Here is a 13267-nt window from a genome sequence, read left to right as displayed (position 1 = left end):
CGCGCCCGCCGAGCCGGGTCAGTTCCTGGCCTATCGCCGTCCGGTGCCGCGGGTCGCAGTGCAGGACGGCCTGGTCGCCGAGGCTCTCGACCCACACGTCCGCGCCGCCGATCCGGGCGATCGCCTCCACCGTCCGGTCGAACGGCGCCCGGCGGTCGCGGGGCACTCGGCGGACGTCCGTCCCGTCGAGGTCGAGCGCCGCCGCGGTGACGATCAGTCGGCCGGGGCCCGGCGGGTGCAGGCGCGCCAGTGTCGCGTCGTCGACGCTCCGGGCGAGGGCGAAGTAGTGGGCCGGCGAGCGGAAGATCAGCAGGTCGGGCAGTGCGGGGCGGACGTCCTGACGTGCGAGTCCGGGTTCGCCCAGCCGCCAGACTCCGTCGCCGAGCACCTCCAGCCAGGGATAGACGGACGGGAGGACGGGCTCGCCGGTGAGCCCGCAGCGCGGATCGAAGCGCGCCGAGCGGTGCAGCGCGGCCCGCTGCAGGATCTGCCGGATCTGCCACTCCACCGCGCTGCCGTGCCAGCGGTGGACCGGCCGGCCGTCGCTCCGCACCACGACCACCGGCGGATCGTCGTCGCCGGCCGACTCGTCGGTGACCGCTACCTCGTCCAGCACCGCCGCCAGTTCGCTGCGCGGTCCGCGGGCGGCCAGCACCCGGAACCGCGGCCCCAGCCGTGCCCAGGCCGGGCCGTGGTCGTCCGGTTCCACGCCCCAGCGGTCGCGGCGCTCGGCGTCGTCGAACCACTCCTCGAAGACCTCGGCCATGATTTGCCGGCTCTCGGCCGTGCCCGTGCTGGTCCGGGCGCCCGGCGCCACGGTCACTTCGCTGACGCCGATGCCCTGCCACAGGGCGGCCAGCCTGCGGGGTACGTCGGCGGCGGGCGGCGCGGCGCGGCGCGTGGCGCCGTGGCGCGGGTGCAGCTCCGTCAGCAGGGCGTCGAGGCGGGCGAAGTCGGCGCGCTCGTCGTCGGATCGATCCACGGTGTTCTCTCGTCGAAGGGACCGGCCGGGCACCGGCCGCTCCGGATTCCGGGGTGTCGCCCGAGCGTACGGGAGGCCTCGGACACCCGGTGCGCGGGGCGGCCGGGGGTGCCCGCCACGGCCTCGGAGCCGGTCGCCCGGCGCGGGCGGCTCCGGCTCCACCGGCGCTCGAGGGCCGTGCCGTCCGCTACAGGGCCCGGACGCACCCGGCCACGGGCGCCGCGGGGCGGGCGGCTCCTGGGGCCGCCGACCGGTCGAACCGCCTGGGCGGCAGCGTCCGCCCCCGACCCGAAGTAGGCAGCCATGACGACTCCGACCGCACCGCGGACCGCCTCCCCGCTCCCCCTCCTCGCGGTCGGCGGGGACCGGCCCTGCCGCGGCCTGCACGAGCAGATCGTCCGGATCTGGGCCCAGGCCCTGTACTTCTCGCCGCTCAGGCCAGCCGACCGGCCGAGCCCGGAGGCGGTGTGCCAGGCGGTCGTGGAGCAGCTGGCGGTGTACTCCCGCGTGCCCGGCGGCTGCGCCGACGTGCTGGCCCAGGACGCCGGCGATTACCCGGCCGCCTTCCGGGACCGCTACACCTGGTGCCGGAACTGCGCCGACCGCGCCTATTCGGCCCTGCTCCTCACCCTGCCGCCGCAGCCCGTCGGCGGGGCCTTCGGGATGTCCGCCTGACCCGGCCCCAGCCGGATGGCGCCGACCCGGCCCCCGCCGGGCGGCGGGGGCCGTTGCCCTGGGGTCAGCGCGGGCTGAGCAGGCAGAACTCGTTGCCCTCCGGGTCGGCGAGGACCACCCAGGAGATCTCGGACCGGTCGACACCGGAATCGGTGGCGCCCAGCGCAAGCAGCCGGGCCTCCTCCGCTGCCGGATCGTCACCGCGGTAGGGAGCGACGTCGAGGTGGACGCGGTTCCATCCGCTCTTGGTGTCGGGGGTGCGGACGAATTCGAGGTAGGGGCCGACACCCGCGGCGGACCGCAGGGTCGCGTGGTCGTCGGCGACCTCGTGCAGCGTCCAGTCCATCGCCCCGTCCCAGAACCGGGCCATCGCCCGCGGGTCGGCGCAGTCGACCACCACGGCGGCGATCGGCCCGGTGTCCCCGTAGACCTGGCGGGGCTCCAGGACGCAGAACTCGTTGCCCTCCGGGTCGGCCATCACCGTCCACGGCACGTCACCCTGGCCCACGTCGGCGAGCGTCGCACCGAGGTCCTTCAGCCGCGCGACCAGCTCCGCCTGGTGGGCGGGCGAGGTGGTGGCCAGGTCGAGGTGCACCCGGTTCTTGCCCGTCTTGGGTTCCGGGCGGGCGATGAGGTCGATGCAGACGGCGGCGGGGTCGGGGTAGGCGAGCCCCACGGGCTCGAGGTTGGTCACGCCCGGCCCCTCGCTGTCGACACCCCACCCGAGTGCCTGCGCCCAGAACCGGCCGAGCGCGGTGTCGTCCTGGGCCTTCATGTTGATCTGTACAAGTCGCGTTGCCATGACGAAGATCCTAGAAGCTGCCGGAGGATCCGGAACTCCGATCGCAGGCGCACCCACGCTGCCTGGGCACAGGTCAGGCAGGCCGGGCGCCCGCCGCGGCCGTGGCCAGCCGGGCCAGGGTGGTGCGGATGCCGGCACGGTTGACCTCGATCCGGCGTTCGGGGCCGGTGCCGGCGAAGACCAGGCCCAGCAGTTCCGCCGCCCGGGCGCCGCGGCCGGTTCGCAGGTCCTGCCAGGACTCGGTGACCCGGGTGCCGGTGCCCTCGGGCTCGAACCGGTACCGCCAGCGCGCGATCGGCAGGCCGAACACGCCCACGTCGAAGGTGAACTCGGCGCCCGGGTCGGCCACCGTCACCCGGCCCGTGGTGAACCACACGAACGGGCCCCGCCGGTTGAACCCGACGAACCGGGTGCCGGGCCGGGCGGCCGGCCCCGCCAGCCAGACCCGGCGGCACTCCGGACTCCACCGGCCCATCGCCCGCAGGTCCGACACCAGCCCGTAGAGCACCTCGGGAGCGGCGTCGACCAGGATGGACTCCTCGATCTCGAACTGACGTGACATCGGCTGCTTCCTCACGAAGGGACGCCCGGCCGACCCGGCCGGGCCCGGGTGCCGTCAGCCGCGGGCGGCGACGAACAGGCTCTGCGCGGCGCGGCCGATCGGGCCCCGCTCGTCGTGGAGTCCGGCCTCCGCCGCGCCGATCCCGTCCGGGGCGACGGCGGTCCGGGCATCGATGCAGACCCATTCGCCGACGGGGTGGCGGTGCAGGTTCACCGTCAGGTCCGGGTTGACGAACAGGTGCGAGGTGAAGTCGAGTTCGTTGCTGACCCCGTTGATGGAGTCCGCCGCGACCAGCACCCGGTCCAGCGGGTCGGTCTTCTCCCCCGCCACCAGCGGCACCCGCATCCGCATCCAGCAGGCGGCCGGCCCCCGCTCCAGGAAGGACCCGGCCGCGAACCGGAACTCCATGGCGCTGTGGTAGCCCTGCTCCCAGGGCACCGCGAAGAACGGTGCCGGGCGGGACCGCCCGACCGGTGCCACCTCGGGCTCCCGCGCGACCTCCGGCACCGAGCCGGGAGCCGTACGGATGCTCAGCGCGGTCGCCCGCATCACCTCGGTGCCGCCGTCCACGGCCAGCGAGACCTCCACCAGCTCCACGCTGCGCCCCGCCCGCAGGACCCGGGTGGCCACGGTCAGCGGCTGCAGCGGCACCGGCCGCAGGATCTCGAAGGTCATCCGGGCCACCCGCAGGTCCTCCCGGGCGCCCGGGCGCAGCAGCACCGCCCGGCCCAGCAGGGCGGCGGGCGGCCCGGCGTGCTGGCTGTCCGCGTCCCACGGCCCCCGGGTGTACCCGGTCGGGGCGAACCGCTCCTGCGAGAGCTGCTCGAAGAACGCCTCGGCCCCGCTGATGGTCCCGGTCATCGTCTGTCTCCCGTCGGTCGCCAGCAGCAGGCTACTCGCCGGTAGCCATAGCTGTCCCGGGTTCCTCCCGGCCGGGGCCGGCACCGTGGCCGGCGCCCAGCCTCCACGCCTCGATGTCGCGGTAGCGGATCGGCCCCGGGCCGCGGCCGATGTTGCTGCCGACGAGGTGCAGCTGCTCGGTGCGCCACGGCCGGCCCACGAACCCGGTCAGTGCGGCCGCGGCCTGCGGCACGCCGACGGGATCGTCACGGCGGGACCGCGCCAGGGTCAGGTGCGGGCGCAGCGGGCGGTCCCTGAACTCGATGCCGCAGGACCTGACCAGGTCGCGGACGTCGGCGGCGAGCAGGTGCAGCCCCTCCAGGTCGCCGTCGATCCCGCTCCACAGCAGCCGGCCGTCGAAGTGGCCGCCGCCCCGCAGGCCCAGCTGCAGCGCGGGGTACGACGCCGCCCGGCGGGCCAGCACCGCTCGCAGCAGCGGCACTGCCGCGGACGGCAGTTCGCCGAGGAAGGCCAGGGTGATGTGCCAGTCCTCGATCCGGTTCCACCGCAGCTGCGGATGCCCGGTGTACATCGGCTGCAGGGCCCGCGCCAGCTCGTCCTTGGCGTCGTCGGGCGGGGCCAGCGCCACGAAGACGCGCACGGTCGGGGGTCCAGGATGATCGTCCACCAGGGATTTCTAGCACCCCACCGCACTCCGCCGCCCCCTCCCACCGCCCTCTCCCGCCGCGCCCGGCCCGCCCGCGCCCGGGCGGGGCGGGCGGTGCTGGTGGGCAGGAGGGGACGGTTCGGAAGGGTCGGAGGGGTCAGAAGGTGAGGTTCCAGGCGTCGATCTTGCCGGTGTCCTGGGCCGCGATGTCGCGGACCCTCAGCTTCCAGGTGCCGTTGGCGGCCTCGGAGGAGGCGTTGACCGTGTAGGTCTTGATGACGTTGTCGGCGCTGTCGCTGTCGGGGAAGTCCTCGAGCAGGTAGACGGTGCCGTCGGGGGCGACCAGTGAGACCACCAGGTCACCGCGGTAGGTGTGCTTGATGTCCACGCCGACTTTGAGGGCGGCGGGGGCGTTGCCGGTCACACCGGTGACGGTGATCGGGCTCTCCACGGTGGCGTTGTCGGTGACGGCGACGTCGGTGAGGTTCTCGAAGTACGGGCCGGCGGGCGGGGTGGTGCCGCCGACCGCCTTCAGCGCGTCGACCTGGCCGTCGCCGAAGAAGGCGTTGTTGGCCGTGGTGCCGGTGCAGCGGCTGTCGGACGGGCAGGGCGTGTCGGTGGCGTCGGCGGCGAGCCTGGCCCGGATGTCGGCCGGGGTGAGCGTGGGGTTGGTGCTGGCGATCAGTGCGGCGACGCCGGTGACGTGCGGGGACGCCATCGAGGTGCCGCTCTTGGTGCCGTACTTGCCGCCCGGGAGGGTGGAGTACACGCCGTCGGCGCCGTCGCCGCCGGGCGCGGCGACGTCGATGACGGTGCGCCCGAAGTTGGAGTAGGAGGCCTTGACGTTGCCGTTGCCCATCGCCGCGACCGTGACCACGCCGGGGAGTTCGGTCGGGATGTCGATGCAGGCGTTGGTGATGGTGCGGGTGCCGGGGGTCGAGTCGTTGGGGCTCGCCGAGTCGGTGGTCTTGTTGGCCAGGTCGTAGTTGGAGTTGCCCGCGGCGGCGACCTGGAGCGAGCCCTTGCCCTCGGCGTACGCCTCGGCCCGCCGGACGCCCTCGATGATGGCGGCCTGGTCGACGTTGTCGGGGCAGTTGAACTGCCACGGGTCGGTGTAGTAGCTGTTGTTGGTCACCTTGAAGCCGTGGTCGCCGGCCCACATGAACCCGCACACGGTGTTCTCCGCGAAGAACAGCGTGGTGCCCGGCTCGGCGATCCGGACCGAGGCGATCTTCACGCCCGGCGCGACGCCGACGACGCCCTTGCCGTTCTTCGCCGCCGCGATGGTGCCCGCGACGTGGGTGCCGTGGGTGTCCACGTCCCGCCAGGCGCCGGTCCGGGTGTCGGCCTTGCCGTACGCGCAGGAGGCGGAGTCGGCGGCGTCGAAGTTGGGCGCCAGGTCCTGGTGCTGGTCGTCGACGCCGGTGTCCAGGACGCCGACCTTGACGGCGGCCGAGCCGGTGGTGACGGCCCAGGCCTGGTCGGCCTTGATCCGGGTCATGTCCCAGCGGTTGGTCTCGGTCAGGGTGGTGGCGGCCTGGGCCGGGTTGGCGGGCAGCGCCGGGTTGTAGGCGTCGGCCGGCACGTCGGAGGTGCGGGTCGCTCCCACCTGCTGGACACCGGCGACCTGACGGAGGGTCGCGGCGAAGGTGGCGGAGGCCGAGTGGGCGACGATCACGCCGATCGCGTCGTAGGAGGCGAAGACCGAACCGCCATTGCCGGCGACGGCCGTGCGGACGGCGGAGGTGTCACCCGGCGCGGTGATGACCAGGTAGGCCCGGGTGCCGGCCGCCCAGGCGGCGGCCGGTGCGGGGGCCGCCTGGGCGGCGGCGGGCTGTGCGGCCGCGGCCGCGCCCGTGGGGGCGATCAGGGCCGCGGCCGTGCCGAGGGCGGCGACGGCGACGGCGACGGCCGAGCGGGTCAGCCGGCTGGATATGAGCGAGAACAAGTCGTCGTCCTCCGAGGACCAGGTGGCGCGGACCACTCCGGTCGCGCCCATGACAAGTAAGGGTGGGCGCAATGTGTCAGATCCAGCCTCAGGAGGGGAAGGGGTCGAACGTTACAAGTTCTTTTCACCTTCTTGACCGAGCCTGTGCACGGCCCGGCCCGTATCCCTTGCTCCCGGATGCGGGCCGGGCCGACGCACCGTCACTCCGTGTCGGCCGGTACCTTCGGCACCCGCAGGACGAACACCGCGCCGCCCGCCTCCGGCTCCCCGGGACCGCCCGTGGCCAGCCCCGCGGTGTCCCCCGCCGCCAACTCCAGGTCGGCGCCGTGCAGCCGGGCGTTCTCCCGCGCGATCGACAGCCCCAGCCCGTGGCCCGGCCCGCCGGAGCGGGCCGTGTCGCCGCGCACGAAGCGGTCGAAGATCCGCCCCCGCAGCTCCGCGGGCACGCCGGGCCCCGCGTCGGCCACCCTGATGGTGACCGCCGCCGCCGTACCGTCCACCGTCACCCGCACCGGCGCGGCGCCGTGCCGCAGCGCGTTGCCGACCAGGTTGGAGAGCACCCCGTGCAGCCTCCTCGCGTCCACCGCTACGACACTCTCCCCGGACCGCTCCAGCGTGACCGCGTCCGGGTCCGCGCAGTGGGCGAGGACGTCGGCCGCCAGGTACGCCAGGTCCACCGGCCGGCGGTCGAGATGTGCCTCACCCGCGTCCATCCGGGAGATCTCCAGCAGGTCCTCGGTCAGCACCGACAGCCGGCGCAGCTGCGGAGCGACCAGCCGGACCGCCTCGTCCCGGGTACCCGGGTTTTCCAGTGCGGTGGCGGCGGCGAGCAGCGAGGCGGTCGGGGTGCGCAGTTCGTGGCTGACGTCGGCGACGAAGCGGCGGTGGCGCGCCTCGTGTGCGGTGAGCTGCCCGACAGCCTCGGCGAGCCGGTCCGCCATGCCGTTGAACTCGCGGCTGAGCGAAGCGAGTTCGTCCCGCCCGCGGACCGGCAGGCGGACCGAGAAGTCCCCGTCCCCGAAGGCCCGCGCCGCCGCGCCCGCCGCCCGGACCGGCCGCTGGACCCGCCCGGCCACCAGCCAGGCGAACACCACACCCACCAGGACGGTCATCCCCGTCACCAGCAGAAGACCGCGCAGGTACAAGGCGGCCTGCTGGTCCACCGCCGCCAGGGAGTGGTACTCGACCGCCAGCACCGGCTGCCCCGGGTAGTGGTCGTCGGGCCCCTGCTGCCCGACCACCGCGCCGACGGCGAGCCAGTCGGTGCCCGGGAGGCGCCGAACCACCAGGTCCCGTTCGCTCAGTGCCTGGTGCCGGAGGTCGGCGGTGAGGAAGTCGGCGACCGGGGTCGCGGTGATCTGGGCGGTACTCGCGTCCGTGATCAGGGTCGGCCTCGGCCCGGGCCACACCTCGGGCGGCTCGGACGGGCCGGACGGGTCGTCGGGCGCGACGGTCCCCTCCGGCGTCAGGGCGAAGACCGTGAAGGTGTTGAACTTCCGTACCGCCAGCGCCTGGAAGGTCAGGACCACGGCGTTCGGGCCGTCACCGGTGCGGACCGTGTTGGCCGCCGAGGTGAGGTCGGAGAGCGCACCGGACAGCATCCGGGCCCGGAAGTCGCTTTCGATCCTTGCCCGTTCGGCCCCGTAGGAGAGCGCCGAGAGTGCGACCGAGGACAGCAGCAGGGCGAGCAGGACGCCCACCGCGATCCGGCCGCGCAGTCCGAGACGGCCGTCGGCGGCCGGTGCACCGCCTTTCGGCGTGCGGCGCCTCACGGCAGGTCCAGCCGGTAGCCGACGCCCCGGACCGTGGCGATCAGCCTGGGACGGGCCGGATCGTCCTCGGTCTTCGCCCTCAGCCGCCACACGCAGGCGTCCACGATCCGCGAGTCCCCCAGGTACCCGTAGTCCCAGACCCGGTCCAGCAGGACCTGCCGGGTCAGCACCTGGCCCGGGTTGGTCACGAACTCCAGCAGCAGCCGCAGTTCGGTCGGGGTCAGCTCCACGGGTGCGCCGCCCTTGGTGACGGTCATCGCCCGGGTGTCCACCCGGACCGGGCCCAGGTCGACCGTGCCGTCCGCGCCGTTCTCCCGCTCGACCGGGACCGCCCGGCGCAGCACCGCCTTGATCCGGGCGTCCAGCACCCGTGGCTCGACCGGCTTGGCCACGTAGTCGTCGGCGCCGCACTCCAGTCCGGCGACGATGTCGATCGGCTCCGAACGCGCGGTGAGCATGATGATCGGGAGCCGTCCGAGCCGGCGGACCTCCCGGCACACCTCGAACCCGTCGATGCCCGGCAGCATCACGTCCAGCACCACGCACTCCGCGGCCGGCGCCGACGGCGCGGCCAGTGCCGCCAGTCCGGCCGGGCCGTCCGCCGCCACCGCGACCTCGTGGCCCAGCCCGACCAGTGCCAGGCGCAGCGCCTCCCGCAGCCCGTCGTCGTCCTCGACCAGCATCACGCGTGCCATTCCCGCTCCCCTCTCCCGGTGGATCAGCATGCCCGGAGCGTGGCACCGGTGTGTGTGCGGCCCGTGTGGATCACGTCTGAGCCGTGTCACAGGGCGTCACCGCGCCGTCGGCGCCGGGTTCGGGCGCGCCGTAGCGGCTGCCGCGGCGGTCGGCGGCCGTAGGGTCGGAGCTGTTCCCGGCGGAGGAGTTCGGATGCGCAGCGTGACCTACTCGATGGGTGTCTCCCTCGACGGCTACATCGTCGGGCCGGACGGCGGCTTCGACTGGACGGCGCCCGACGACGAGGTTTTCCGTTTCGTCACGGACGAGATCCGGCAGGTCGGTGTGCATCTGATGGGGCGGCGGCTGTACGAGACGATGCTGTACTGGGAGACGGCCGAGCAGGATCCGTCGCTCTCCGCTCCGATGCTGGAGTGGGCGGCGGTGTGGAATCCGCTGCCGAAGGTGGTGTTCTCGACCACGCTGCGGTCGGTGCAGGGCAATGCCCGCCTGCTCTCCGGCGGTCTGGCGCAGGAGATCGAGCGGCTGCGGGCCGAGCCTAAGGACGGCGACATCGCGATCGGGGGCGCGGCTCTCGCCGCCGAGGCGGCCGCGGCGGGTCTGATCGACGAGTACCGGCCGCGGGTCCACCCGGTGATGGTCGGCGGTGGCGTCCCGTTCTTCCCGCGGGCCGAGCGCCGGGTGGACCTCGATCTCGTCGAGACCCGGACCTTCGACTCCCGGGTCGTCTGCCTCCGCTACCGCGTGGCGCGTCGGGCGGCGCGGTAGGCAGCGACGAGGGCGGCTCGCTACAGGCGGGTGGCGGTGCGGACGAGGTCGGCGACGGCGCGGGAGCGGCTGTGCGGCGGCCAGGCGATGACGGTGGTGACCGGTGGGGCGTCGGTCACCGGGACGGCGGCGAGGCCGTCGTGCAGGTTGGTGCGGCAGGACTCCGGTGACAGGGCGCAGGCGCGGCCGAGCGCGACCAGCTGCAGCAGTTGCGCGTGGTCGCGGACCTTCGGGCCGGGGCCGGGCGGGTAGCCGCCGTCGGGGTCGGGCCAGCGGGGCAGCGGCAGGCCGGGCAGTGCCGCGAGATCGGCCAGCCGGACCTCGGCGCGGGCGGTGAGCGGGTGTCCGGCCGGCAGGACGGCGATCTGGCCCTCGGTGCCGAGTTCCTCGGTGTCGAACCCGTCGGTCGGGTCGAACGGCCGGTGCAGCAGGGCCACATCGGCCCGGCCCTCGCGCAGGAGGCGGGCCTGCTCGGCGGGGCCGGACAGGATGACGTCGACCGGGACGGCGCCGGGTTCGGCGGCGTACGCGGCGAGCAGCTTCGCCAGCAGTTCGTTGGACGCGCCGGCCTTGGTGACCAGGACCAGGGCGGGCCGGCCGGTCGTGGAGGCGGCGGCGCGGCGGGTCCGGCGTTCGGCCGCGGCTACGGCGTCGAGCGCGGCCCGGCCCTCGGCCAGCAGCACGGCACCGGCCTCGGTGAGGGTGACGGTGCGGCTGGTCCGGTCCAACAGCGCCGCCCCGAGCCGGCGTTCGAGCTGCTGGACGGCGCGCGACAGGGGTGGCTGGGCGATCCCGAGCCGCTGCGCGGCCCGCCCGAAGTGCAGTTCTTCGGCGACGGTGACGAAGTAGCGCAGTTCCCGGGTCTCCATCCGGCCACGCTACCCCGGATTCATACCCGGAGGGTATCGATGCCCACCGGATCGGTCTTGGACCCCCGACCGGGGGCCGGGCCAGCATGGTGCCCATGAGCGAACGAACGATTGCGCTGGTCACCGGCGCGAACAAGGGCATCGGGTACGAGATCGCCGCGGGCCTGGGCGCCCTCGGCTGGAGCGTGGGCGTCGGCGCCCGCGACGACGGACGCCGGACGGCCGCGGTGGAGCGGCTGCGCGCAGCCGGCGTCGACGCGTTCGGCGTGCCGCTGGACGTGACCGACGAGGTGGGCGTCGCCGCCGCGGCCCGGCTGATCGAGGACCGGGCCGGGCGGCTGGACGTGCTCGTCAACAACGCGGCCATCGCCGGCGGCGCGCCGCAGGAGCCCAGCCGGGTCGACCCCGCCACCCTCCGGACGGTGATGGAGACCAACGTGGTCGGCGTCGTGCGCGTCACCAACGCGATGCTGCCGTTGCTGCGCCGCTCCCGCTCGCCCCGGATCGTCAACATGTCCAGCAGCGTCGGCTCGCTCACCCGCCAGTCCGGGCCGGATGCCGAGCGGACGGCCGGCCCGGTGGCCGTGGCGTACGCGCCGTCGAAGACCTTCCTGAACGCCGTCACCCTCCAGTACGCCCGGGAGCTGAGCGGTACCGGCATCCTGATCAACCTGGGCTGCCCCGGCTACGTCGCGACCGATCTCAACGGCTTCCGCGGCGTGCGCACCCCCGAGCAGGGCGCGGCGATCGCCGTCCGGCTCGCGACCCTGCCCGACGACGGCCCGACCGGTGGGTTCTTCGCCGACGCCGGCGAAGTGGCCTGGTGACGTGGGTCGGTGACGAGCGGCTGTGACGTGCGGAGGGGTGGGCCGCCGGTGCGGGAGCGTCCGGCGGCCCACCCCTCGGCGGCCCCCTGGCCGCAGGCCCGGACGGGCGGGCTCCTACTATCGTTCCGCATTCCTCGACGGACGCCGCGGCCCACAAGGCCGGGTGCCCGCCGTCGGGTGCCCCACACGACACAACGGCTCCACCACACGGTGATCGAGCCGTGCATCGAGGAGGAACGTTCATGCACGCCCGGAAGATCGGCGCGGCCGCCGCAACAGCGGTGGCGCTCCTGGCCGCCCGCGACCTCCTCCAGAAGAGGCACGCGCTGCTCCGCAACTTCCCGGTGGTCGGGCACGCCCGGTACCTGCTGGAGACGATCGGGCCGGAGCTGCGGCAGTACATCGTGACCTCCAACGACGAGGAGCGCCCGTTCAGCCGTGACCAGCGCACCTGGATCTACGCGTCGGCGAAGGAGGAGAACAGCTACTTCGGGTTCGGCACCGACGTCGACGTCGAGCACGTGCAGGGGCACGCCTACCTGAAGCAGCGCACCTTCGCCGGCGCGCTGCCCGACGCCCACGACCCGCAGGCACCCCTGCCGTCGGCCAAGGTGCTGGGCGGGCCGCGCGGGCGCGCCAAGGCGTTCCGGCCGGCGAGCGTGGTGAACATCTCCGCGATGAGCTTCGGCTCGCTCTCCGGCGCGGCCATCACCGCGCTCAACAAGGGCGCGGCGCTCGCCGGCACGATGCACAACACCGGCGAGGGCGGTCTGTCGCCGTACCACCGCAACGGCGGCGACCTCGTCCTCCAGCTCGGGACGGCGTACTTCGGCTGCCGCAACGAGGACGGCAGTTTCAACCTCGACAAGCTCAAGGACGTGGTCGCCGGCGCCCCGGTCAAGGCGATCGAGATCAAGCTCTCCCAGGGCGCCAAGCCGGGGCTGGGCGGGATGCTGCCGGGGGCGAAGGTGACCCCGGAGATCGCCGCGATCCGCGGCATCCCGGTGGGCAAGGACTGCGCCTCCCCGTCGCGGCACTCCGCGTTCGGCGACGTCGACTCGATGCTGGACTTCGTCGAGCTGCTCGCCACCGAGACCGGTGTGCCGGTCGGGATCAAGAGCGCGGTCGGCGAGATGGGCTTCTGGCAGGAGCTGGCCACCCAGATGGCCCGCGGCGACCGCGGTGTCGACTTCGTGACCGTCGACGGCGGCGAAGGCGGCACCGGCGCGGCACCGCTGATCTTCACCGACTCGGTGTCCCTGCCGTTCCGGATGGGCTTCTCCCGGGTCTACGGCACCTTCGCCGAGCTGGGGCTGACCGACGACCTGACCTTCATCGGCTCCGGCAAGCTCGGCCTGCCGGAGAACGCCGCGGTCGCCTTCGCCCTGGGCGCGGACATGGTCAACGTGGCGCGTGAGGCGATGCTGTCCATCGGGTGCATCCAGGCGCAGAAGTGCCACACCGACAAGTGCCCCACCGGCATCGCGACCCAGAACCCGTGGCTGGCCCGCGGCGTCGACCCGACGTCCAAGTCCACCCGGGCGGCCGTCTACCTGCGGGCCCTGCGCAAGGAGCTGATCAAGGTCTCCGGTGCCCTCGGCGTCGCCCACCCGGCCCTCATCACGCCCGACGACATCGAGATCATGAACGGCGACTACGAGGCCCGCACGCTGGCCGGCGTCTACGGCTACAAGGACGGCTGGGGCCGGCTCGGCCCGCACCTCGCCGACGGGATCACCGCGCTGCTGACCGCCGCACCGGACGCCGCCGGGAGGCCGGTCCTCTGACGCGTCGGCGGCGACGGTCCCGGTCCGGGCCGTCGCCGCGTGGTTCGGGGCCGGGACGGCTCGACGCCGCCC

At 74.1% G+C, this 13267-nt stretch carries 13 protein-coding genes; 4 read left to right on the top strand and 9 right to left on the bottom strand.

Annotated elements, in window-relative coordinates:
* Positions 1 to 982, bottom strand: a 982-nt coding sequence (locus AA75_RS50645) for a hypothetical protein (protein ID WP_033826157.1), incomplete at its 3' end; no start/stop codon positions are given.
* A gap of 303 nt (positions 983 to 1285) precedes the next feature.
* Between AA75_RS50645 and AA75_RS43870 the strand changes: the two genes are divergently transcribed.
* Positions 1286 to 1657, top strand: coding sequence for a hypothetical protein (locus tag AA75_RS43870; RefSeq protein ID WP_033826156.1), 372 nt, complete (start codon positions 1286 to 1288; stop codon positions 1655 to 1657).
* Between the two features lie 64 nt (positions 1658 to 1721).
* Here AA75_RS43870 and AA75_RS43865 read toward each other — a convergent pair whose 3' ends face one another.
* The 7 genes from AA75_RS43865 to AA75_RS43835 all read right to left on the bottom strand — a co-directional run bounded on the left by AA75_RS43865 (position 1722) and on the right by AA75_RS43835 (position 8943).
* Positions 1722 to 2459, bottom strand: a complete 738-nt coding sequence (locus AA75_RS43865) for a VOC family protein (RefSeq protein WP_033826155.1) — start codon at positions 2457 to 2459, stop codon at positions 1722 to 1724.
* Positions 2460 to 2532: 73 nt separating this feature from the next.
* On the bottom strand, positions 2533 to 3021 hold the full coding sequence (locus tag AA75_RS43860; protein ID WP_033826154.1) for an SRPBCC family protein: 489 nt from the start codon (positions 3019 to 3021) through the stop codon (positions 2533 to 2535).
* Positions 3022 to 3075: 54 nt separating this feature from the next.
* Complete coding sequence (locus tag AA75_RS43855; protein WP_233289465.1) at positions 3076 to 3882, bottom strand: thioesterase family protein; 807 nt, start codon at positions 3880 to 3882, stop codon at positions 3076 to 3078.
* Between the two features lie 31 nt (positions 3883 to 3913).
* Positions 3914 to 4549, bottom strand: coding sequence for an RNA 2',3'-cyclic phosphodiesterase (thpR, locus tag AA75_RS43850; protein ID WP_051814455.1), 636 nt, complete (start codon positions 4547 to 4549; stop codon positions 3914 to 3916).
* 136 nt (positions 4550 to 4685) lie between these two features.
* Entirely contained in the window at positions 4686 to 6527 is a 1842-nt protein-coding gene (locus AA75_RS43845; protein ID WP_233289464.1) for a S8 family serine peptidase, read from the bottom strand.
* 149 nt (positions 6528 to 6676) lie between these two features.
* Entirely contained in the window at positions 6677 to 8248 is a 1572-nt protein-coding gene (locus AA75_RS43840; RefSeq protein WP_051814453.1) for a HAMP domain-containing sensor histidine kinase, read from the bottom strand.
* Entirely contained in the window at positions 8245 to 8943 is a 699-nt protein-coding gene (locus tag AA75_RS43835; protein ID WP_033826153.1) for a response regulator transcription factor, read from the bottom strand. Before AA75_RS43835 ends, AA75_RS43840 begins: the two co-directional genes overlap by 4 nt.
* A 193-nt stretch (positions 8944 to 9136) precedes the next feature.
* On the opposite strand from AA75_RS43835, the gene AA75_RS43830 reads away from it, so the two are divergent.
* The gene (locus AA75_RS43830) at positions 9137 to 9712 is read left to right on the top strand and encodes a dihydrofolate reductase family protein (protein WP_033826152.1); all 576 of its coding nucleotides are present in this window, start codon (positions 9137 to 9139) and stop codon (positions 9710 to 9712) included.
* Positions 9713 to 9732: 20 nt separating this feature from the next.
* Here AA75_RS43830 and AA75_RS43825 read toward each other — a convergent pair whose 3' ends face one another.
* On the bottom strand, positions 9733 to 10581 hold the full coding sequence (locus AA75_RS43825; RefSeq protein ID WP_033826151.1) for a LysR family transcriptional regulator: 849 nt from the start codon (positions 10579 to 10581) through the stop codon (positions 9733 to 9735).
* 95 nt (positions 10582 to 10676) lie between these two features.
* Between AA75_RS43825 and AA75_RS43820 the strand changes: the two genes are divergently transcribed.
* Entirely contained in the window at positions 10677 to 11408 is a 732-nt protein-coding gene (locus tag AA75_RS43820) for an SDR family oxidoreductase (protein WP_033826172.1), read from the top strand.
* A gap of 242 nt (positions 11409 to 11650) precedes the next feature.
* On the top strand, positions 11651 to 13195 hold the full coding sequence (locus AA75_RS43815) for an FMN-binding glutamate synthase family protein (protein ID WP_033826150.1): 1545 nt from the start codon (positions 11651 to 11653) through the stop codon (positions 13193 to 13195).
* Positions 13196 to 13267: the final 72 nt, after the last annotated feature.

Origin of the sequence: Kitasatospora sp. MBT63 (assembly GCF_000710465.2) — a bacterium.
GTDB lineage: Bacteria > Actinomycetota > Actinomycetes > Streptomycetales > Streptomycetaceae > Kitasatospora.
This window is presented reverse-complemented; position numbering and strand designations above follow the sequence as displayed.

Coding starts and splice junctions, on each gene's coding strand:
- AA75_RS43870 (WP_033826156.1), top strand. CDS start 1,286: ATGACGACTCCGACCGCACCGCGGACCGCCTCCCCGCTCCCCCTCCTC.
- AA75_RS43865 (WP_033826155.1), bottom strand. CDS start 2,459: ATGGCAACGCGACTTGTACAGATCAACATGAAGGCCCAGGACGACACC.
- AA75_RS43860 (WP_033826154.1), bottom strand. CDS start 3,021: ATGTCACGTCAGTTCGAGATCGAGGAGTCCATCCTGGTCGACGCCGCT.
- AA75_RS43855 (WP_233289465.1), bottom strand. CDS start 3,882: ATGACCGGGACCATCAGCGGGGCCGAGGCGTTCTTCGAGCAGCTCTCG.
- AA75_RS43845 (WP_233289464.1), bottom strand. CDS start 6,527: ATGGGCGCGACCGGAGTGGTCCGCGCCACCTGGTCCTCGGAGGACGAC.
- AA75_RS43835 (WP_033826153.1), bottom strand. CDS start 8,943: ATGGCACGCGTGATGCTGGTCGAGGACGACGACGGGCTGCGGGAGGCG.
- AA75_RS43830 (WP_033826152.1), top strand. CDS start 9,137: ATGCGCAGCGTGACCTACTCGATGGGTGTCTCCCTCGACGGCTACATC.
- AA75_RS43825 (WP_033826151.1), bottom strand. CDS start 10,581: ATGGAGACCCGGGAACTGCGCTACTTCGTCACCGTCGCCGAAGAACTG.
- AA75_RS43820 (WP_033826172.1), top strand. CDS start 10,677: ATGAGCGAACGAACGATTGCGCTGGTCACCGGCGCGAACAAGGGCATC.
- AA75_RS43815 (WP_033826150.1), top strand. CDS start 11,651: ATGCACGCCCGGAAGATCGGCGCGGCCGCCGCAACAGCGGTGGCGCTC.